The 21,680-nt window shown below is 62.3% G+C and carries 18 protein-coding genes; 15 read left to right on the top strand and 3 right to left on the bottom strand.

Annotated elements, in window-relative coordinates:
- Entirely contained in the window at positions 1-237 is a 237-nt protein-coding gene (locus BLR03_RS20880) for a hypothetical protein (protein WP_091256223.1), read from the top strand.
- Between the two features lie 51 nt (positions 238-288).
- Here BLR03_RS20880 and BLR03_RS20875 read toward each other — a convergent pair whose 3' ends face one another.
- Positions 289-1,071 carry a succinate dehydrogenase iron-sulfur subunit gene (locus tag BLR03_RS20875; RefSeq protein ID WP_091256222.1) on the bottom strand — a complete coding sequence of 261 codons (783 nt, stop codon included), beginning with the start codon at positions 1,069-1,071 and terminating at the stop codon, positions 289-291.
- A 52-nt stretch (positions 1,072-1,123) separates the two neighbouring features.
- Entirely contained in the window at positions 1,124-1,504 is a 381-nt protein-coding gene (sdhC, locus tag BLR03_RS20870; protein WP_254788625.1) for a succinate dehydrogenase, cytochrome b556 subunit, read from the bottom strand.
- A gap of 730 nt (positions 1,505-2,234) precedes the next feature.
- Between sdhC and BLR03_RS20865 the strand changes: the two genes are divergently transcribed.
- From BLR03_RS20865 to BLR03_RS24575, 5 genes are all read left to right on the top strand, one after another.
- Positions 2,235-2,957: an FAD-dependent oxidoreductase gene (locus BLR03_RS20865; protein WP_091256220.1), complete on the top strand. Its 723-nt coding sequence runs from the start codon at positions 2,235-2,237 to the stop codon at positions 2,955-2,957.
- An 814-nt stretch (positions 2,958-3,771) separates the two neighbouring features.
- Positions 3,772-5,568 (top strand): molybdopterin-dependent oxidoreductase, encoded by a 1,797-nt coding sequence (locus BLR03_RS20860; RefSeq protein ID WP_091256219.1) that lies wholly within the window; start codon positions 3,772-3,774, stop codon positions 5,566-5,568.
- Positions 5,569-6,015: 447 nt separating this feature from the next.
- Positions 6,016-6,264 carry a hypothetical protein gene (locus BLR03_RS20855; protein ID WP_091256218.1) on the top strand — a complete coding sequence of 83 codons (249 nt, stop codon included), beginning with the start codon at positions 6,016-6,018 and terminating at the stop codon, positions 6,262-6,264.
- Positions 6,265-6,872: 608 nt separating this feature from the next.
- On the top strand, positions 6,873-7,823 hold the full coding sequence (locus tag BLR03_RS20850; RefSeq protein WP_091256217.1) for a proline dehydrogenase family protein: 951 nt from the start codon (positions 6,873-6,875) through the stop codon (positions 7,821-7,823).
- Between the two features lie 487 nt (positions 7,824-8,310).
- Complete coding sequence (locus BLR03_RS24575; protein WP_175460646.1) at positions 8,311-8,451, top strand: hypothetical protein; 141 nt, start codon at positions 8,311-8,313, stop codon at positions 8,449-8,451.
- A gap of 268 nt (positions 8,452-8,719) precedes the next feature.
- On the opposite strand, the gene BLR03_RS20840 is transcribed toward BLR03_RS24575, so the two are convergent.
- The gene (locus tag BLR03_RS20840; protein WP_254788624.1) at positions 8,720-11,347 is read right to left on the bottom strand and encodes a glycoside hydrolase family 32 protein; all 2,628 of its coding nucleotides are present in this window, start codon (positions 11,345-11,347) and stop codon (positions 8,720-8,722) included.
- A 369-nt stretch (positions 11,348-11,716) separates the two neighbouring features.
- Between BLR03_RS20840 and BLR03_RS20835 the strand changes: the two genes are divergently transcribed.
- The 9 genes from BLR03_RS20835 to BLR03_RS20795 form a co-directional block, all read left to right on the top strand.
- Positions 11,717-12,757 carry a LacI family DNA-binding transcriptional regulator gene (locus BLR03_RS20835; protein ID WP_091256215.1) on the top strand — a complete coding sequence of 347 codons (1,041 nt, stop codon included), beginning with the start codon at positions 11,717-11,719 and terminating at the stop codon, positions 12,755-12,757.
- Positions 12,758-12,809: 52 nt separating this feature from the next.
- Positions 12,810-14,486, top strand: coding sequence for an ABC transporter substrate-binding protein (locus tag BLR03_RS20830; RefSeq protein WP_091256214.1), 1,677 nt, complete (start codon positions 12,810-12,812; stop codon positions 14,484-14,486).
- 139 nt (positions 14,487-14,625) lie between these two features.
- Positions 14,626-15,603: an ABC transporter permease gene (locus BLR03_RS20825; RefSeq protein WP_091256213.1), complete on the top strand. Its 978-nt coding sequence runs from the start codon at positions 14,626-14,628 to the stop codon at positions 15,601-15,603.
- 13 nt (positions 15,604-15,616) lie between these two features.
- Positions 15,617-16,555 (top strand): ABC transporter permease, encoded by a 939-nt coding sequence (locus tag BLR03_RS20820; RefSeq protein WP_091256212.1) that lies wholly within the window; start codon positions 15,617-15,619, stop codon positions 16,553-16,555.
- 3 nt (positions 16,556-16,558) lie between these two features.
- Positions 16,559-17,596, top strand: a complete 1,038-nt coding sequence (locus BLR03_RS20815; protein WP_091256211.1) for an ABC transporter ATP-binding protein — start codon at positions 16,559-16,561, stop codon at positions 17,594-17,596.
- Positions 17,593-18,543 carry an ATP-binding cassette domain-containing protein gene (locus BLR03_RS20810; protein WP_175460645.1) on the top strand — a complete coding sequence of 317 codons (951 nt, stop codon included), beginning with the start codon at positions 17,593-17,595 and terminating at the stop codon, positions 18,541-18,543. Before BLR03_RS20815 ends, BLR03_RS20810 begins: the two co-directional genes overlap by 4 nt.
- A gap of 111 nt (positions 18,544-18,654) precedes the next feature.
- Complete coding sequence (locus BLR03_RS20805) at positions 18,655-19,575, top strand: carbohydrate kinase family protein (RefSeq protein WP_091256210.1); 921 nt, start codon at positions 18,655-18,657, stop codon at positions 19,573-19,575.
- Between the two features lie 99 nt (positions 19,576-19,674).
- Positions 19,675-21,180 carry a glycoside hydrolase family 32 protein gene (locus BLR03_RS20800; RefSeq protein WP_091256209.1) on the top strand — a complete coding sequence of 502 codons (1,506 nt, stop codon included), beginning with the start codon at positions 19,675-19,677 and terminating at the stop codon, positions 21,178-21,180.
- Between the two features lie 76 nt (positions 21,181-21,256).
- Positions 21,257-21,680 (top strand): aldo/keto reductase (locus tag BLR03_RS20795; RefSeq protein ID WP_139184625.1); only part of this gene is annotated, 424 nt, incomplete at its 3' end.

Genomic DNA, 21,680 nt, shown 5'->3' with positions numbered 1-21,680 from the left:
ATGGCGCGGGATGATGACACGGCCGAAAGCCTGGGCCTGACCGGGGAAGAACTCTACTCGATCACCGGCATCGAGGGTCACACCCCGCTGCCACGGGAGGTCACGGTCCGGGTCGAGGACCACGGCCGTGAACAGTACTTCACCGCAGCCATACGGATCGATACGCCCGCCGAGGAAGCGTACTACCTCCACGGCGGCATCCCGCCCTACGTCCTGCGCCAGCTCCTGGCCCGCTGACGCGGTCCGCCGGCCGGCGGAGCCACGCCCGGTGCCCGCCGGCGCGGAGCGTTATACGCTGCGGGACAGGATGGCCTGTTTGACCTCTGCGATGGCCTGCGTGACCTTTATGCCACGCGGGCAAGCCTCCGTGCAATTGAAGATGGTGCGGCACCGCCAGACACCTTCCTTGTCGTTGAGGATCTGAAGGCGCAGGTCGCCGGCGTCGTCCCGGGAGTCGAAGATGAAGCGGTGGGCGTTCACGATTGCCGCCGGCCCGAAGTATTGTCCGTCGGTCCAGAAGACCGGGCACGCGCCCGTACACGCGGCACACAAAATGCACTTGGTGGTGTCATCGAAACGTGCACGCTCTTCGGGGGACTGCAGTCGCTCCTTCGTCGGCTCGTGGCCGGCACCGATGAAGTACGGCATGATCTCACGGTAGGACTGGAAGAACGGTTCCATGTCCACAATCAGGTCCTTCTCCACCGGCAGGCCCTTGATGGCCTCAACGGTCACCGGCTTGTCCAGGTTCAGGTCCTTGAGCAAAACCTTGCAGGCCAGGCGGTTGCGGCCGTTGATCCGCATGGCATCAGAACCGCACACCCCGTGGGCGCAGGAACGCCGGAAGGACAGCGAGCCGTCAATTTCCCATTTGATCTTGTGCAGCGCATCCAGGACCCGGTCCGTGCCATACATGGTCAGCGGGTAGTCTTCCCAGCGCGCCACGTCGGAGACTTCCGGATTGTAGCGGCGGATCCGCAACGTGACTTCGAAGGTGGGGATCTCGCCGCCTCCAACAGAGTGCGGCAGATCTATCTTTGAGGGGGGTTCGGTAGCCTGCGGGCTGCTCATGGACTCTCACACTCCCTGTTGGCGCTGTTCCGGTTTCCCACGATGGCGGACATTAGTGGCCGCCAAAAACATGGGAAAGGTGGATGAAAAGGAAGGGGATCATCACCACGGCCCATAAACCGAGGACACCCCAGAGCATTTGGACATGATACTTGGGGCCTTTCTTCCAGAAATCGATGAGGATAATCCGCATACCGCCGAACGCATGGAAGACCACGGCCGCGACCAAGCCGGCCTCCCCTATGCCCATGACCGGGTTCTTGTAGGTGCCTATGACGGCGTTATAGGCCTCCGGCGACACCCGGACCATGGAAGTATCCAGAACATGCACGAGGAGAAAAAAGAAAATAGCAACGCCGGTAATACGGTGGGCAACCCACGCCCACTGTCCCTGTTGCCCGCGGTAAAGAGTCCAAGATGCGGTCTTTGACACCAGGCCCTCCTCGCTCCGTGAGCCGCCTTCCAGGGACATACATGGTCTGACGGCGGCCTCACCTGTGAGTCTACGACCGCGCAGGCAAAGGTCAACCCTCCGCGTCGACTCATGGAAAAGGTCCGGGGAGCCGGGTACGTTGCCTCAGTTGAAAGCCTTCCCCCTGCGATGGTTGAAGGTGTTGGCAGCGGTTGCCAGCGATGCCCGTTTTCGTGGAGCTAACAAAGGCCCAGCGGCAGGCCGTGACGAAGACGAAAGCCCTCGCGGATCGAGGCGCGACCACGCCGCCACCGCAGAACGACGCTGCGGCATCGTTGCGCAGTGTGGCCGCCAGCCACAATGCGAGCCCAGACCTCGCGGGAGCACACTGACTCCAGCCCGGGGCGGCACCGACGCTGTCGGCGGGACGCCGTCGGCCCCTGCAGTCTTGGTCTCTTGCAAAATGATGGCGTCACTTGGGACGTCGTGTCCGGCTAGCGTGAATCGGGTGACGGGGGTGAACGAAGAAGCCTCGTGGCCAGCCACGTTACGGACGGCTTCAGGCACGGGCGCGTGCGTGACCTCTCCGACACATCTTTGCTCAGAATAATATCGAGAGAGGCCGAGTTCGACATTCCTGATGCGGGCTTCGGCAGCGCGCTGTTGAATGGGAGCATGATGGGGCAGAGCAGCAAGCTGCCGTCGGGGCCGTCACATTCATCGGACGCAATCGATAAGAAGAGGTTCCACTGTGTCACTTCCAATCACGAAGTTGGTCAAGAAGATAGAAGTAGCCGAACAAACCATGTCCTTCGAGTTCGAGAAGCCTGCTGGATTCAGCTACAAGGCCGGGCAGTTCGCTGATTACACGCTGATGGACCCTCCGGAGACCGATAAGGAGGGAAATACCCGCGGATTCTCCCTTTCCAGCGCCCCCTATGAGCCCAACCTGATGTGCACGACGCGGATGCGTGACACCGCGTTCAAGCGGGTTCTCAAGGACATGCCCATCGGGACCGAGCTGGAGCTGGATGCCCCCTATGGATCGTTTACCTTGCACAATAAGGTCGCCAGGCCCGCGGTTTTCCTCACCGGCGGGATCGGAATCACGCCGGTACGCAGCATGGTCCTGCAGTCGGTCCATGACCGGACAGGGCACACGATCGTTGTGTTCTCCTCCAATAAGCGGCCCGAGGACGCCGCCTTCCTGGACGAGCTGAAACACCTGGAGGAGTCCAGTGCCAACGTCACTTTCGTTGCCACCATGACCGAACCCGAAAACTCGCAACAGCCCTGGGACGGAGAAACCGGGTTCATCGACCAGGACATGATCACCAGATACGTCGGGGATCTCAGCACCCCTGTCTACTACCTTTGCGGGCCGGCCGGCCTGGTCAGCGCGATGCGCAGCCTCCTCAACGGTGCGGGCGTGGACGACGACGACATCCGCACGGAGGAGTTCACCGGATACTGAAATGCAAACTGTCCTGGCCCCTCCACTGCGGGGCGCCATCAGCTGCCGGGCGCGCGTCCAGAACGGAACGTGCTGCTGCAACGGGCTGGGACCCCAATCTCGGCGCGGAGGCCATCATCAGGGTCCCGCCCTCAACGAATGCCACTCCGCGGCGAAATGTATAAGAAATGTACATAGGTGCACCAAGCCGCGTTCCTTGAGTAAATGCACACTATGATCCAGTGCTTCGACGCTGTCGGCGGCCCAGTTCACGTCTTGATCCCCAATCCCGCCGGGCCGGTGGGGTGCCTTTCGGCGGACCCGTCGAATGGCTACCCGCAGAGCCAGCCCGGGACCGCAGAGCCGGCCGGCGATCGCGACGTTGGTCGAGAGAAGCACCCGAAACCTCCTGGTGCATGTGCCTGGGACCACCGGCCGGGGCCTGGGCGAGGAACTCATCAGGGCCATGGCTCTATTGCCGGCTGCGTTGCGGAGATCGCTGATCTGGGACCAGGGTCCGCGCCCGTCGGCCCGTCAACCGGGCCAAGAATGACCGGCCAGCCTTCCCGGAGGTGTTCAACTGAGGCAACGAATCACTCCTCCCCGGGTTGCTGTGAGGCAACAGGCCCACCGGGCTCATCCCGCCTTGGGATTGGAGGGGACGGCCAGATGTTCCTGCCGTTGCGTGTCTAGCTGGCAGCCCGTCGACCCCTGCGCGTGGCGTGCGCCCGTCATCCCGGATCTTCCGTCGCCTGTCGGTGGTTAAGGCGTAATCTGAGGAACAGGCAACAGTCCTCCCGGAAACTGCACGGGAATCAGCGACCGAAGGCACATCGTGGCACGTGAGGATCATCAGGACCGCCCGGACGCTTCCGAGTCCAATGTCTCCGCCACGGGCCCGCGGACTCCGTCCAGCTTCCGGGGGGAACTCTCAACTGAAGCGAACACCGTCGTCGATGACTCCTGGGCCGGCTCCGCCCCAGCGCAATACGGGGTGGCGCCGCGGGTGCGCATAGGGAACACCAAATGGTTCAACCTGCTGTGGTTGCTGCCGATCGGCTTCGTGCTGCTGATCACTGCCATGGCCCTCGCCAAGGGACTGCGTGGTGTCCCTGCGGTGGCGGAGTTCATCAGGGAATATCCGGGCCGGGTTGTTCCGCCCGGAGCCGAAGCCCGGGCCGGGTTCCCTGCGTGGATCGGGTGGCAGCATTTCTTCAACATGCTGCTCCTGATCCCCATCATCCGCGCAGGGTTAGCCATCGTTGCCGATCATCCGAGGCTGTACTGGACCCGGCATTCAACCCCGGGCAAGGAGTGGTTCCGGATGCAGACGCCGGTGCCCGCGGACCCGCTGTATACGGCAAAGCAGGACTCCATCACCCTCCCGGACGGCGTGGGTCTGCCGGGCCGGCGGCACTCGATCGGACTGGCCCGCTGGTGGCATCTGGGTATGGACACGCTCTGGCTGCTCAACGGCCTGATCTTTTACATTCTCATCTTCACCACGGGTCAGTGGCTCCGTCTGGTGCCCACCAATTGGGAGGTCATCCCCAATGCCCTCTCGATGTCCATCCAGTACGCCTCCCTGAACTGGCCAACCGACGACAGCTGGGTCGCCTACAACAGTCTCCAGGTCTTGGCCTACTTCATCACGGTCTTTATCGCCGCACCGCTGGCGTTCATTACTGGGCTGGGCATGTCCCCGGCCCTGTCCACAAAATTCCGGTGGATCAGCAGGGTCTTCAGCATCCAGGCCGCACGGTCGTTGCATTTCCTGGTCCTGGTCTGGTTCCTGCTGTTCATCGTGATGCACGTCTCCCTCGTTGTCGCGACAGAGGCCTTGCGGAACTTCAACTACATGTACGCAGACCGCAACTCCGGCGACTGGTACGGGTTCTGGATCTTCGCCGCATCCCTGGCCATAATGATCGTGATCTGGGTGGGCGTCACCCCGCTCACCTACCGGCATCCGCGGACGGTCCAGCGGATCGGGTTTGCCCTCATCGGCCCGGCGCAACGGCTGTTCGAGCACCTCGATTCAAAACCGGGCCGGTACACCGAGAATGACATTTCCCCCTATATGTGGCACAACGGCAAGTACCCCGAATCCACTGAATACAAAACGCTCCTGGCCACAGGCTTCGCCGACTACCGCCTCCGTATCTCAGGCCTCGTAAAGAACCCAGTGGAACTCGACCTGGCCCAGCTTCACGACCTGGCGCACCACGAGCAGATCACCCAGCACTTCTGCATCCAGGGCTGGTCCGGTGTGGCCAAATGGGGCGGCGTCTCCATGCAAACCATCATCGACCTGGTGCAGCCGGACGCCGAGGCGAAGTGGGTGATCTTCTACTCCTTCGCCGAAGGATCCGACGGCGGCATCTACTACGACGCGCAGCCGATCGAACAGATGAGCTACCACCTCACCATGCTCGCCTACGACATGAACAACGCGCCGCTGACCTACGGACACGGCGCACCGCTGCGTCTGCGCAACGAGGTCCAGCTCGGCTTCAAACTCGTCAAATGGATCAAAGGCATCGAATTCGTCAAAGACTTCTCCCACATCGGCGGCGGCGAAGGCGGATACAACAACGACCACGAATTCTTCGGCTACCGCCAATCCATCTAGCATCACGCCCCACACCCGGCATACCGACGAAATCCCGGAACCTGCCATGAGAACCGGGCGAGGTAAGAAACGCGGTGCCGCAACCACCGCCCGCGTACGGCACGGCGCCACGTCGTGTTGGGGCGGGCTCTGAGCAGCGGGCCTTGTCGGGCTCTACGTGGCGACGGGAGAACCTCCACCCCCGTCCGTACGGAGGTAACGACGCCGTGGAGTCGTCCTCACCACGATCCTCGCGCCGTGGGGTCGCTCACAGCATGACCGGGATCAGCTCCAGCCCGCAAATCAGCTGCCCGATCCCTTCTTCGACCGGTCCGGGTCCCTGATCGTGGAGAAGAACCTGATGCGCACCGACAGTGTGGCGCCTACCGGAAGTTCCTCTGGCACCTCCGCCACGCCGGAGTCGAGTTCTCGGTCTCCTGTCCCGTCCCGCCGGTCAAGGCACACACGGTGGACTGGATCACCGACAAGCTGTACCGGAATCCTGCCCTGAACCAACACGGCAACGACCGCGAGGGCGCGTGTGTCATCAACACCACCAACGTCGTCCTCCTCACCGGAGACCCGCCCGGGACGAACCTGTGCCTGCGCGCCGAACCCCTGCATGCCGGGGCACCGGATCACCGCTTTCCTCTCAAATTCCACGGGCTGGCGTGCAACGTCCCTGGGCGGCCGCCATCGGGGGCGGGCCCGGTGTGAGAACCGGATCAAAACCCCCACGAACACAGGATTGGGCAAACCCCGTTCCATGATTTCGCTCGTAGGCAAACACATCCGCCAGGGGCGACGCGCCACCGGTAAAGGACCTGCTCACTAGCGTCCTGGCCGGTACCGGGGATTTGGCCACGCGATGTCTCCATCCAGCTCCCGGAGTTTCCTGAACATGAAGGCCGGCCCCTGACCGCCACGAACGCGGAGGAGAGAGAAGAACCCACCGAATGTGGAAACCGGTGCCGTCCAAACGACCCCTGGGCCATATCGTCATGCCCCAACCACAGACAACCAGTCGCTGACGGCTCCAACCAGAATCGTGCCCGGCGATCAGACCCCGATGCAAAATCCGGGTTAGACACCGTCATCAAAATCCCGGGGAGAGGCCCCACCGCTCGAGACGCGGTCGGATCAGTAAGGAAGACGTTCTCAACCGGTCAACCCAGCACCTGCGAGCTAGGTCCTCCCCCGTCAGCTCCTCCGGATACTGCCCGGAAGCAGCCATAGTCTCGTGGCCGGACGACACATCCCATAAGGACGCTCCCCATCAAACGGGTGGTTTGGCGTGCTGGCCTCGACCTCGGTATATTCGCCACATGCTTCCCCGACCCGATGAATACGAGATGGCTGCCGACACTCTGCGCGCGTGGGCCCTAGACGAGGCCCTAAAGGAACGGGTGATGTCAGACCCCGCCCTCGCGCGGGCCGCCAGGAGGGTGGCCGGCCGATACACGGCCGGAGACACGATCGACGACGCTGTCGCGAGCGTCCGGGCGAGCATGGCCCGCGGCCATCTGGGGAGCATCGAGTACGCCGGCGAGAGCGTACGCGACGCCGATCTCGCTCGGGAAGAGACAGCCAGATTCATCGCCCTCGCGGCCGCTATTCGAGAAAGCGAAGTGCCAAGCACCGTCTCATTCGATCTTTCCCACGTGGGCTCGGTCATCAGCTACGACCTTGGCCTGGAGCATGCCCGTCAGATGGCGGAAGCGACCGCGCCGTTCGGGACCGCGCTGATGATTTCTGCAGAGGGATCCGGCAGAACCGACCTCGTCCTCGATCTTTACGACGCCCTCGCTGCCGACTATTCGCACGTGGGCATCACACTGCAGGCACGCCTCCACCGCACTGCCGCCGACCTCGACCGGGTGCTCGCACACCCTGGAACAGTCCGGCTCGTGAAAGGGGCGTTCCTCGAACCGGAGGGAGTCGCCTATCGACGAGGCAGCATCGAGCTCACCGACTCCTATCTCAACCTCGCCGCGCGACTGCTTGCCGCGGGACAACCAGCCTCGTTTGCGACCCATGACAGTGAACTTGTAGAGGCGCTCGTTGCTTCACACGGCGACCGGCTGAAATCACCCGACGTCGAGTTTGAGATGCTGCTCGGGCTTGGCACGACGCTACTCGATCGGCTGCACGGAGAGGGGTATCGAACGCGCGAGTACGTCATCTTCGGCGAGGAATGGTGGCTCTACGTGCTTAACCGAATCGCAGAACAGCCCGGGCGGTTCATCACCGCACTCGCCGATCTGCGTTCGGCCTGAGCCGACAGCGCGAGGATCAATCCCGTATCGAGACGCCAGCGCCACCCGGAAACAGTCGTCTTTGATAGATACTGCACCGCCCATAGCCTGCTCGCATGGCCCCCTTCATCAGCAGATACTCCCCGCCCTGACCTAGCCGGGGGTTTCATGGCGGGTCGCTGAGGGTGTGTGTTTAAGCAGGAACGGGTGCTCTGAGCTGGGAAAATAGAAAGGCGCCGCGTTCAATGTCGAGCAGCTTCCTCGCGAGCTGCTGTGCCTGCAGGCGCACGGCGGCGTCCACGCTCCCTTGCTGCTGCTGATCCTGGCCGGTCCCCCGCCCATCAGGCTCGCCGGTAGTGGCCGGCACGAAGTCGACGCTGGTGTTGCCGTGGGCCTGGAGTCCCTGTGTGCCCGTGCCGGAATGACTGCTGAAGAGAATGAGTGTCTGCTGGCCCCAATTCCGTTCTGCGTCGCATGGACAACCTGGTCTGAGATCTACACCATTGTCATGCGACAGAAGAGCGCCTTGTCGGGTCTCCCGTCGAGCATCGCCGCGTCCCTCCACCGGATCGCTGACGGGGCGGCCCAGACCATCCAGCGGCACTCCGGCGCCCTCGTGGAACCTGTCGAGTTCGTTGATCAGCCCTAACGCTGACCCACGGAAGGCTGGCAAGCCTGTCACTACCAGAGTCTGTAAGTCGTTTTCCGCAGACCGATAGCGGATATTATGACAAGTTGAAGAGATCCAGTTGCAGAATTTGCAGATTAGAACCCGGTGATACGGCTGAAGGCGGGTGGTCATGATCGGCGTTCAGGGACAAGGGATACAAGAGAACAGGCTCGAGTATCCGGGACGGGAACGGCGCCCGCAACAGTGAAGGTGCGGGCGCCGCAGTTTCAAGGGCTTGACGCGGTTATTACCCGTTTTTGCTAGGGGCTGCCGCGGGCCAGATTGAATTCATCTGCGTGACGTCCAAGGAGGTTAGAACGGCGGCTCCTCCATTAGAGAATGCTTCAATGCCCTGGCTGGATGGGTCAGGGAAGATCTGGTCTGTAAGAACGATCTTTCCATCATCGGCAAAGACTTCGACCGAGGACCAGTCAACCAGAATGTGTAGTTTGACCGCTCCCCCGGTTGTTGTCAGCGGCGCGGTCTGCACTCCGGGGAAGCTGGAGCTGAATCCCACAGAGCCGGATTTTGTCCGGTCGATGTAGACTTGTCCGGCTTTGTTGTCATAGCCGACGAGTGTTTCTTGGCCGGACCCGGTGCGGACTTTCAGTCCGTAGGAGCTTGCAGTACCGGCAGCGAAGGACGCTGTGATGTCCACTGCCTTCCCTGTAGCCGGCACGATGGTGCTTCCGGCCGGGACGGACATATTCTGCTTGTGGACGGCCGGACCTGCGGTGAGGTCATTGAGCTGGTGGATTGGTGTCTGCGCCAGACGAGGTGCTCCGTCAACGGTTTGGAGGGACAGCTCCCGGGGAACCGTCATTGCACTGCGCCACGGTGAAGTGGGAATGGCTCCGCCGTAGTCCCAGTTGTTCATCCACCCGATCATGATCCGCTTGCCGCCAGGGGCGTCATTGAAGGTGACACCGGCGTAATTGTCCTTGCCGTAATCGACCCAGTGCGCGCGTTGGATCGCAGATTGTGTCGCCGTGTCTGAGAGGGTGAAAGCGTCGGCCAGGATGTGTCCCCAGCCGCCGGAGTTGTGGTCAACGACCTGGATCTGTGCCTGCTTGCCGATCAGGTCGCTAAGGTCCCACGAGGCCCAATCCAGGTTCTCGCTGTCTGCGCCCGTGGCGGAGCGCACAACTTTGCCGTCGACGACGAGGTTGACCGAGGTCTGTGTGTCCCATGGCTTGGCGGGGGCGCCGGCGAAGACGATATCCCCGACCATGAGGTGACCCCACCCGGCGGATCCGTCGTTCTGGTCCACGACCTGGATCTGGGCCTGCTGGCCCTGGTACTTGCTCATGTCCCAATTCGTCCACTTCAGGTCCGGGCTGTTGGAGCCCGTGGTGGTCTCGACGATCTTTCCGCCGACGATCAGGTTGACCGCGGTCGGGTTCGACTGGCCCCAGGGGTGGTTGCCGCCCGCGACCTGCATGTCGATATACGGGCTGTTGACCGTGAAGGCCGGGGAGGTGATGATGCCGGTACCGGCCTCGCCGTCGGGCGCATAGGTGTCCAGCGCCTTAGGCCCGAGCTGGTTGGGCAGGCTCTCGGTCGAGGGCCCGGAGCTGGCAAAGGAGCCGGTGGCGGTCCAGCCGGCCCCGTAGGTGGCCCCGGAGAAGTCGTCGAACACGGTCCCGGCCGGCAGGGTGCCGAACGGGACAGTGTCGGCGACGTAGGGGTGGTTGCCGCCGCCGACGAGGAAGTTCAGGTGGGCCTTGTTGATGGCCAAGGTCTGCGAGCTCAGTGTGCCAGTGGGGCCGTCACCGCCGTTGAAGCTGTTGGCGAAGCCGGTTCCTACCCAGCCTGTACCCGGGGACTGGCCCGGCAGGCTTCCTGTGGCGGGGGCAGTACCGAAGGCGGCCCCGGTGGCTTGCCAGCCTTGAAATGTTCCGTCATCGAAGCTTCCCAAAGATGTCCCGGCCGGGGGGACGTAGGGTTTGTCATCAGAGACGAACTTGGTGCCGTCGAAGCTTCCCGTGAAATATTGGACGCCCGAACCTCCGGCAATCCCGCCCGGGTTGAGGTTGACCGTCAGTACCCACTTCTGCTTGCCGGGATTGGCGGGATCCGGCAGAGGGAACAGGTCAGGACACTCCCAGGCACCCCCCGTGGCGCCTGCAGGTCCGAAATCACTGAGATGCGTCCAAGTTTTCAGGTCTGGAGAACTATAAAACGTCACCTTGTGCTGGTCGGACAAAACGGCTGACATCAGCCACTCATGTTTGGCCTCGTACCAGAAGACTTTCGGGTCCCTGAAATTGTTTGACCCGATGTCCAGCACGGGGTTCCCGGAATATTTGGTAAAGGTCCGGCCTTTGTCCGTGCTGTAGGCGAGTGCCTGGGACTGCTTACCGGTGGCCTTGTCGGCCGCGGTATAAATTGCCACCATGGCAGGGTTACCCGGCTGACCAAAGCCAGTCGTGTTGTCTTTATCGATGACAGCGCTGCCCGAGAAGATCATGTTTTTATCGTCCTGGGGAATCGCCACCGGGAGCTGCGTCCAGTGCACCAGGTCCGTGCTAACCGCGTGGCCCCAGGACATATTGCCCCAGGTGTCCCCGGAGGGGTTGTACTGGAAGAACATATGGTATTCGCCCTGGTAGTAGACCAATCCGTTCGGGTCGTTCATCCAGTTCTTTTCCGGGCTGAAGTGGAACTGTGGCCTGTAGGCCTCGGTGTAAGGCGAGGAAGAGCCGGCCGTTCCGGAGGAGCTCGCGGACGTTCCGGAGGAGTCCGCGGCCAGAGCCGCGCCGGATAGTGGGAGCGCGCTACCGGCGGCCATCACGGCCGCGAGGACCAGGGCGTTGAGACGTTTTTTCGAGCTAGGTCCCGGTGGAAGCCCGGGAAGGGAATGTGTGCGGCGCACGTGTTCGCCTTTCATGTCGACAGTGACAGGCAGGTAATGCCGGTTGTTGCTCGGCTGGTTCTGCAAGGCTTTGATTTCGCCAGACCGAAGCTTAGACAACGTTGTCAAGGGGAAAACCTACGGTCTGTCCGCCAGACAAGTCAACGGTTTGGCCGGAATCCCCGCATCCCGTTGATGGGCGCCCAGGTATTCCCGGAAAATACCGAAACCTGGGCGAGGGGTGGGTCACTCGCACCCGCCTTGACAGCCTGAATCAGTGCGGTATATGTTCTATGTCACATCACTAACGCGCGTTAGTAACGCGCAACAGTAGATGCGGCTAGACTCTCATCCAATTCATCCCTCTTACTAGTAGACATCGGACGGTCAATGGAGACGAACGCGCGGCAGGCCAAGGTGACGATGCAGGATGTCGCGAACCATGTCGGAGTCTCTCGGACGACTGTTTCCTTTGTCCTCAGTGGTGGAACGGGAAACGGAATTCCAGAAGAAACCCGTGACCGCGTCCATCAGGCCGTGATCGAACTGGGCTACCGCCCGAACGCGGGAGCCCGTGCGCTGGCGTCCAAGCAGACCAAGCTCTACGGGCTGATCACGGAAATCGTGATCGCGCCTTATGCCGCCAACATTGTCCGGGGCGCCGAGGAACAGGCCGCGCGGGAGGGTAAGACACTTCTTATCGCCAGCACCGACGGCAGCAGTGACGCCGACCGGCGGGCCATCGAGACCATGCTCGAGCACCGTGTCGAGGGTCTGATCTATGCAACAAGCTGGCATAGAGGTGTGCGGTTGCCCGCTGTTGCGGAGGAGGTGCCGACGGTTCTGGTTCACTGCTTTGACGAGGCAGCAAAACTGCATTCCGTCATTCCGGATGAGGCTCAGGGTGGCTATGTTGCCACGATGAGGCTCATCGGGGCCGGACACGACCGGATAGGGCTCATCAACCTTGATCCCGTCATTCCGGCCGCCATCGGCCGCCGGGCCGGCTATGTCCGAGCCCTTGAACAGGCAGGCATCGGCCTGGATGAGAGCTTGGTCATCAACGAGGACGGCGAGGCAGACCAGGGCTACCGCGCAGCAGCTGCCCTCCTGGATGGCACCCGGCCACCTACCGCGATCTTCTGCGCCACTGACCGCATGGCCATGGGCGCCTACGACGCCATCAAAGAACGAAGGCTCCGTATTGGGGACGATATCTCCGTGGTTGGCTTCGACAACCAGGAGATCATCGCCAACTATTTGCGGCCCAGCCTGACGACAGTCGCACTGCCGTTCCAGCAAATGGGGGCAACCGGCGTCGCGCTGCTGGCCAAACTGGCAGCGAACCGCGATCTGGAACCGCTCCAACGCATTGTCGAATGCCCTCTGGTGGAGCGTGCATCTGTGCGCCTGCCGGTCCCGGCGTTCTGACGTCCCCACCCGCTAACCCCCTCTCCCTTTCACTGACGAAACGAGCTTCCTCATGCCCAAAATCCACCCCAAAAGGTCACTGACCGTTGTTGCGGCCACGCTGGCGATTGGCGCCCTGGCTCTCACCGGCTGCGGCGCCGGAAACACCTCCGGAAGCACAGCCAAGGGTGGGAGCGCCTCTAACGGGCTCCTGACAATCCCCCGGGAGGACACCGCAACGTTCACCAGCAACTTCAACCCGTTCTCCCCGAACGCGCTGCCGATGACGCAGCAGTCGGTTTTTGAACCCCTGCTGATCGTCAACCCTGTCAAGGGGGAACCGGTCCCTTGGCTCGGCGCTTCGTGGAAAGCAGACGAAAACGGCAAGGGCGTGACCTTCACGCTCCGCGACGGTGTTAAGTGGTCGGACGGACAGCCACTGACCGCCGACGACGTCGTGTACACCTTTGATCTCCAGAAGAAGATCCAGGGAGGATTCGACTATCTGGCCAAAGTCTCAGCTATAGACGCCCACACCGTGCGCTTCGATTTCAACAAGGCCTACTCCCCCGGACTTTACGAAGTCGGCCAGCAAGTCATCGCCCCTAAGCATGTCTGGTCGAAGATTGCGGACCCGGCAAAGGCCACTAACGACAACCCGGTGGGCACTGGCCCCTACACACAGGTCTCCCATTTCCAGACACAGTCATTCGAACTGGATAAGAACCCCAACTACTGGCAGCCGGAAAAGCAGCAGCTCACCGGCATCAGGATGCTGGCCTTCGCCGGCAACTCCGGGGCCAACCTCGCCCTGCAGAACGGCGACGTTGACTGGAGCGACCAGTTCATCCCCAACGTTCAGAAAACCTATATTGACAAGGATCCGGCACACCGCCACTTCTGGTACCCCACCACCGGTGGCACGATCAACTGGCAGCTGAACACCACGAAGGCTCCCTTTAACGATCCGGTCGTCCGCAAAGCACTCAGCATGGCCGTGGACCGCGACCAGGTCGATAGCTTGGGCATGTCGGGCTACACGCATCCGGCCGACTGCACCGGCCTCAGCGACGCCTACAGCAGCTGGCGCGACCAGAGCATCGTCGACAAATGCGACTGGACCAAGCTGAATGTGGACAAAGCCAACCAGATGCTCGATGACGCCGGCTACAAAAAGGGGACCGACGGTATTCGCACCCTCAAGGACGGGAAACCTTTCCAGTTCAAGTTCTCTGTCGGATCGGCATCTTCGGACTGGCTTTCCGTCGGCCAGATCATCTCGAAGAACATGGAAAAACTTGGCGTGAAGGTCGAGGTTAGCTCCCCGGACTGGTCCCAGGTCGTCTCCGGCTACACTGATGGATCCTTCGACAGTGGCATCGTCTGGAGCAACGCCGGCGCGACGCCGTACGAGTTCTACCGCGGCGTAATGTCACAGAAGGTTGTTGTGCCGGTCGGCGAAAAGGCCAATGAGAACTACCACCGCTTTGGCGACGCGGATGCGACCGCAACGCTTGAGAAGCTGGGGGCAACGGCAGAGCCGGGAGCGCAGAAGACCCTCGTCAAATCCCTGGAGGCACGCTTCAACGACGTGGCCCCGGTGATCCCGCTGTTTTCCGGCCCGGCGTGGGGCGCCTACACCGACCAGCGATTCACGGGCTGGCCCAGCAGCGATAACCCGTATGCAACTCTTTCGGTCCGCTCCGCCACCACAGTGCTGGTTCTGACCTCGCTCAAGCCGGCGCAGTAGCCATCTGGTGGCTGTTCGGGGCAACCGGCCCCGGACAGCCACCAAAGCCGCTGCACACACGGCACCTGCACCGTTACCACCTGCCGGACCCGGACCGATCCCCGGGCGGCGCAACAATCATCAAGAAAGAAGCGGAATCATGGTATTCCTCCTCCGCCGTCTGGGGTTCTACGTCATCGCCTTCTGGGCCTGCATTACCTTGAATTTCTTCCTCCCGAGGCTGATGCCCGGGGACCCTGTCAGCAGAATGTTCTCCCAAGTACAGGCTCAGATGCGCCCGGACCAGGTGGATGCGCTCCGACGACTCTTCGGCCTGGACGACCGGCCGCTATGGGAGCAGTACCTCGCCTACATCGGCAACATCTTCCGTGGGGACATGGGCATCTCGCTCTCCCGGTTCCCCACCCCCGTTTCGGAGGTGATCGCATCACAGATCGGATGGACCCTTCTACTCGGCGCCACCTCCCTGGTCATTGCCGTCATTCTGGGCAATTTCCTCGGCATTCTCGCAGCATGGCGGCGCGGAAAGTTCCTGGATTCCGTCTTTCCTCCGCTGCTGATTTTCGTCGGATCATTTCCCTACTTTTGGCTGGCCATGGCCGCTCTATATCTGTTCGGGATAACCCTGGGCTGGCTGCCGCTGGGCCATGCCTTCTCCACAGGCCTCAGCCCCTCGTTCTCCCTCGAATACATCGGCGACGTAGCCACTCACCTCATCCTCCCGGCCCTGACCATCGTCCTGGTCTCCATCGGCGGCTGGATGCTGGGGATGCGCAACACGATGATCGCCACCACCGCGGAGGACTACATCACGATGGCCCGGGCCAAGGGACTCCGTCCCGCACGGATTATGTTCCAGTACGCGGCCCGCAACGCCATGCTGCCCTCCGTGACATCGTTCGGGATGTCCCTTGGGTTCGTCGTCGGCGGCGCTCTCCTCACCGAAACCGTGTTCGCGTACCCGGGCATCGGCTACCAGCTCCTGACCTCCGTCCAGGCACTGGACTACCCCCTGACCCAAGGCATCTTCCTCACCATCACCGCCGCCGTACTGGCAGCTAACTTCCTGGTCGACATCATTTACGTACGGCTGGACCCCCGGGTCCGGGTCAGCTAGAAACAGGTCCCCCATGTCACTCACAGACTCAACACCCACCACGATCACCACGGCCGGCAACCCCACGGTTCAAATACCTGAACCTCCGGCCCCCGGACGCCTCGTTCATGGAGGATTCGTCCACGGCATCCTCACGAACAAGAAGGCCCTTTTCGGACTGGCCATCTTGGTCATATTTGCCCTCCTGGCCCTGCTGGCCCCCCTCCTGGCCCCGGGTAACCCCTCCGATTTCGGCCCCGAAGCATCCCTGGCACCATCCGGGGACCACCTGCTCGGAACCACCTCCAAAGGCCAGGACGTGCTCGCCCTCACCCTGTGGGGATCGCGAAGCTCACTGGCGGTCGGATTCACCGTAGGTCTAGCGGCGACCTTCATCGGCTGCCTCGTCGGCATCGCCTCCGCGTACTTCGGCAAAGCCATCGACGAGCTACTCTCGCTGCTGACCAACGTGTTCCTGCTCATCCCCGGGCTTCCGCTTCTGGTAGTTCTCGCCGCATTTCTGCCGCCGGGGCCCGTCACCGTCGTCATCGTCCTGGTCATCACGGGCTGGGCAGGCAGCGCACGGGTGCTCCGCTCCCAAGCTCTGTCGCTGCGCAGCAAGGACTTCGTCGCTTCGGCCGTCGTGACCGGCGAGAAAGCATGGCGCATCATGTTCCGGGAGATTCTGCCCAACATGGCCTCCATCGTGATGAGCACCCTGCTGGGCTGCGTCATCTACGGCATCGGCGCCCAAGCGGGCCTGGAGTTCCTGGGGCTCGGCGACACCGGGTCCGTCAGCTGGGGAACCAACCTCTATTGGGCCAACAACGACGGTGCGCTCATGACCGGCGACTGGTGGGTGCTGCTGCCCTCCGGTGTCGCCATCGCCGTCGTGGCATTTGCCCTGGCCATGATCAACTACGCCGTTGATGAAATCACCAACCCTCGCCTGCGCGTGGAAAAGAAAGGCTGACAGATGGAAACCCTGACTGAACAGGACCGGGGAAACATCGGCCGTGCCGCGGTCGGCCCTGTGCTGAGCGTGAAGAACCTGCAGGTCCAATACACAGCGGAAAGCGGGAACGTCACCGCCGTGGATGGTGTTAGCTTCGACATCGGCGCCGGAGAAGTGTTCGGCCTTGCCGGTGAATCAGGCTGCGGCAAGTCGACCATCGCAAACGCGATCATGCGGCTCCTGCAGACCCCGGCAAAAATCACGGGCGGTTCCATCGAACTCGCAGGAAGGAATCTCCTGGACCTGGGTGAGGAAGAACTGCGACGTACTCGCTGGCGCGACGTCGCCATGGTCTTCCAAAGCGCGATGAACTCCCTGAACCCCGTCATGACCATCGGGGATCAGATCGTCGATGTCTTCACCACGCACGAAAAGATGTCCAAGCAGGCCGCCCGTGAACGCGCCGCGGAGCTGCTGAAACTTGTCGACATCAGCCCCGACCGGCTCAAGTCCTACCCGCACCAGCTTTCCGGCGGAATGCGTCAGCGGGCGGTGATCGCGATAGCGCTGGCGCTTAAACCCTCTCTTCTCATCATGGACGAACCCACCACTGCCCTGGACGTGGTGGTTCAGCAGGAAATCATGCACCAGATTAAAGAACTTCAGCAGCGGCTGGGCTTTTCCATTCTGTTCATCACCCACGACATCTCGCTCATGGTCGAGCTCTCCCACCGCATGGCTGTGATGTATGCAGGAAAGCTGGTCGAGGTCGCTCCCTCCAAGACATTGCTGGACAATCCGTTTCACCCCTACACGAACGCCCTGATGGGAGCGTTCCCTCCGCTGACCGGACCGAGAGTGGAGTTGATAGGGATCCCGGACGCCCCGCCGAACATGGCCCATCCCCCCACCGGGTGCCGCTTTCACCCCCGGTGCCCGCTTGCCACCGAGGCGTGCCGCACCATCGAACCGCCGCTTCTTCCAGGAGCCGAAAACCACGAGGCAGCCTGTCTGCTCGTACCCGGATATGTCGTCCCCCGCGAAAGGTCACGCCGATGAGCCCCGCACACAGCACCTCATCCCGCCCAGGAACGGCGACCGAGCCCCTGGTTCAGGTACGCAACCTGAGCAAGGACTATCAGCTGGGAAGTTTCCCGTTCCGTTCGACCGTACGTGCAGTCAACGACGTCTCCTTCGACATCAACCGCGGCGAGATTGTGGCACTCGTCGGGGAATCCGGCAGCGGAAAGAGCACCATCGCCCGGATCCTCGCCCGCCTTGAGCAGCCCACAGGCGGCCAGCTCATCCTGGACGGACAAGACATCTTTGCCACAGAACGCCGCCGGGCGTCGATGAAATACCGCAGCAAGGTCCAAATGGTCTTCCAGGACCCCTTCGGATCCCTCAACCCGGCACACCGCATCGAACACTTCCTGACCCGACCCCTCCAGCTTCACGGAGAAAACGACAGCCCGCAGGCCCTCAAACTCAAACTGCGTGAACTAATGGCAACGGTCGGTCTGGGCGAACAGATGCTGGACCGATACCCGCATCAGCTGTCCGGCGGACAGCGGCAGCGCGTCGCCATCGCCAGGGCCCTGGCCGTGGAACCGGAAATCATACTGGCCGACGAACCCACCTCGATGCTCGACGTCTCGGTCCGCATCGGGATTCTCAATCTGATGCGCAAACTCCGCGATGAACGGGGCGTGTCCATGCTCTATATCACCCACGACCTCGCGTCCGCACGCTACATCGCGGACACAACCATGGTGATGTGCGCCGGGGACCTGGTCGAGGGTGGCGAGAGCATCGAGCTGATGGCCGCCCCCCATCATCCGTACACACAGTTGCTGCTCTCCGCCGTACCCGACGCCCGCAGGACCCAGAACGTCCGCCCACCGAAGAGGGACGCCGCAGGGCGGAACGCTCCCCGCGGCGCCGGAGAACGGATCACCCTCAGCGCGTCCCATTGGGCGCTGAAAGTACCGGAATCCGCGCGCTGACGGCCCCCACCCCGGCTGACGGCCCAATCCGCCGTCCGAGAGGCCGCTTCCCCCGCGGTATCAGACCCGCGCAGCTTCCTTGCAGGCTGCTGAAAACCCAGAAAGAACCCCATGACGAACCCTCCTGCCACACTGTCCGCCCTACCTGAGGTGGTCGTTGTCGGCGAAGCACTTATCGATGTGGTCCACACGGGGAACGGCGTCACCGAGCACCCGGGGGGCTCACCCGCCAATGTGGCCTACGGACTTGCCCGTCTGGATGTTTCAACCGGGTTCCTGACATCAATCGGTACCGATAGCCGGGGAGCTGCCGTCAGCAGCCATCTCAGCGGTGCAGGCGTCCATATCCTTCCGGGCTGCCAGTCCGCCACCTTTACATCGACCGCCACAGCAACGCTGGCCGACGACGGGTCCGCAAGCTATTCTTTCGACCTCGTCTGGGAGCTCCCATCGGTTGCCCCGACGTACCTGCCCACGCTCCTGCACGCCGGGTCAATCGCCAGCTTCCTCGCACCGGGAGCCTCAGGCGTGAAATCCCTCCTGCAGCACTGCGCAGGAATCAGCACCGTCACCTATGACCCGAACATCCGGCCCGAACTGCTCGGCAGCCAACACGAAGCCAGAACCATCTTCGAAGACCTCGTTCCCCTCACCGACGTCGTGAAACTCAGCGACGAGGACGCGGCATGGCTGTATCCGCGCAAATCGCCGGAGGAGGCTGCCCGCCACATACACGGACTCGGCACGGATCTGGTCGTGGTCACCCGCGGATCAGAAGGATCCTTCCTGCTCACCGCGGAGACGGAAATCACTGTCCCCTCCGTGGAAACCGTTGTCGCGGACACCATCGGTGCAGGGGATGCCTACATGGCGGCCCTCATCCTGGGGCTTCTGACCAGAGGAGGCGAGGGCCTGGCTCCGCACGTTCTCGAACAAATCGCCCGCATGGCATCCATGGCAGCCGCCATTACGGTGGGCCGTCCAGGGGCGGACCTGCCGTCCTTGGCGGAAATGCAGGCCCTGGTCGGCTGACCCCCTTTCCGTCACCAACACTGCGGCCAATCTGACGATCACCGTCAGATTCTGGCTCTTCCCTTTCCCCATTCCGAACCTGAAACGAGTGCACCTCCCATGACGGCCGTGACCACCACACACCCGGAAGCTTTCCGGCCCGCCCTGCACTACACGGCCCGAGACACCTGGCTCAATGATCCCAACGGCCTGATCCATCACCAGGGCCTCTACCACCTCTACTACCAAAACAACCCCTTCGGAAACACCTGGGGAAACATGTCTTGGGGCCACGCCACGTCGGCGAACCTCACCGACTGGACCGAACAGCCTGTTGCGATTGCCTGCGACGAGCAGGAGGACATCTTCTCCGGCAGCATCGTATTCGACAGCCAAAACAGCAGCGGGTTCGGCACCGAGACGGCGCCCCCGCTGGTGGCCATTTACACTAGCGCCTACAAGGAAGCGTCGCCCTTGTTCGGCGTCCAGGCGCAGTCGCTGGCCTACAGTCTGGATGGCGGTTTCACCTGGAAAAAATACGCGGGCAATCCCGTGCTCAGCCGCAACTCAGCCAACTTCCGTGACCCAAAAGTCTTCCGTTATGACGGCGGCGCCGGCTCCTATTGGGTGATGGCGGCCGTCGAAGCCCACGACTACAAAGTAGTCCTCTACAAGTCCGAGGACCTGAAAGCCTGGGAATACCTCAGCGATTTCGGCCCCGCCAACGCCACCGGCGGCATCTGGGAGTGCCCGGACCTGTTTGCTTTGCCGGTGGACGGCAATCCACTGGAGCTGAAATGGGTCCTCACGGTGAACCTGAACCCCGGCGGTCCGAATGGCGGTTCAGCAGGGCAGTACTTCACGGGAGATTTCGACGGCGTCCAGTTCACCTGCGACTCCACCGTCACCTGCGGGGAGCAGGACCCCGACCTCCTCCAGGAGTACAACTGGCTGGACTGGGGACGGGACTATTACGCCGCCGTCTCCTTCAGCGACGCCCCCGACGGCAGGCGGATCATGATCGGCTGGATGAACAACTGGGACTACGCCAATCAGATCCCGACTTCACCCTGGCGGAGCCCCATGTCTCTCCCCCGGGAGCTCTCCCTGGCCACAGTTGGCGGCAGCATCAGACTAGTCCAGAACGTCGTGGAGGAAGTCGTATGCCGCGATCAGGGGCCGGCAGTTCAGGACGGCCCCGTCCATTTAGCAGAGGAAACACGCCCGATCCCAGCCGTCACGGGTACGGTTCAGTTCATCGAAGCCGAGTTCACGCCCGGGACGGCCGAAGAATTCGGCCTCATCGTTCGAGGGAGCGGCACGGAAGGAACCCGAATCGGCATCAATCCCGCCCAGGGCCGACTCATCCTCGACCGGACCGCCTCGGGCGACACCGGCTTCCATGATGGATTCGCCTCCGTCGACACCGCGCCAATTTACGCACGGGACGGCCGATACAGCCTGAAGATCTACGTGGACAACTGCTCCGTAGAGGTCTTCGCCCAACACGGCGAACTGGTGCTTACGGACCTGATCTTCCCGGACAAAACAAGCACCCGAGTCTCCATCTACGCTCACGGCGGCTCCGCAACACTCGAGAGCCTGACGATCACGCCACTGGTATAGGCCGGCGTCCCACACATGGCGCAGCCGCACACCGGAATACGGCCATAAATATCTTGATATGGAAGGCACCATCAGCATGGAATACCGCAAACTTGGTTCCTCCGGCATGTACATCAGCGAACTCGCCTACGGGAACTGGGTCACCCACGGTGAGCAAATCGACCAGGACGAGGCCAGGGCCTGCGTCCGGCAGGCCCTGGATCTGGGCATTACCACCTTCGACACCGCCGACGCCTACGCCGGCACCCGCGCAGAACACACGCTCGGTGAAGCTCTAGCCGGTGTGCGGCGCGAAAGCGTCGAGATCTTCACCAAGGTCTACTTCCCCACCGGCGAGGGCCGGAATGACCGCGGGCTGTCCCGCAAGCACATCACGGAATCCATCAACGGCTCGCTGAAGCGGCTGCAGACCGACTACGTGGACCTCTACCAGGCCCACCGCTACGACTACGAGACACCGCTGGAAGAAACCATGCAGGCCTTCGCCGACGTCGTCCGGG

The sequence above is a fragment of the Arthrobacter sp. ok909 genome (assembly GCF_900104405.1).
Taxonomy (GTDB): domain Bacteria; phylum Actinomycetota; class Actinomycetes; order Actinomycetales; family Micrococcaceae; genus Arthrobacter; species Arthrobacter humicola.
Note: the sequence above shows the minus strand (reverse complement) of the source record. Positions and strands in the feature narration are given on the sequence as shown.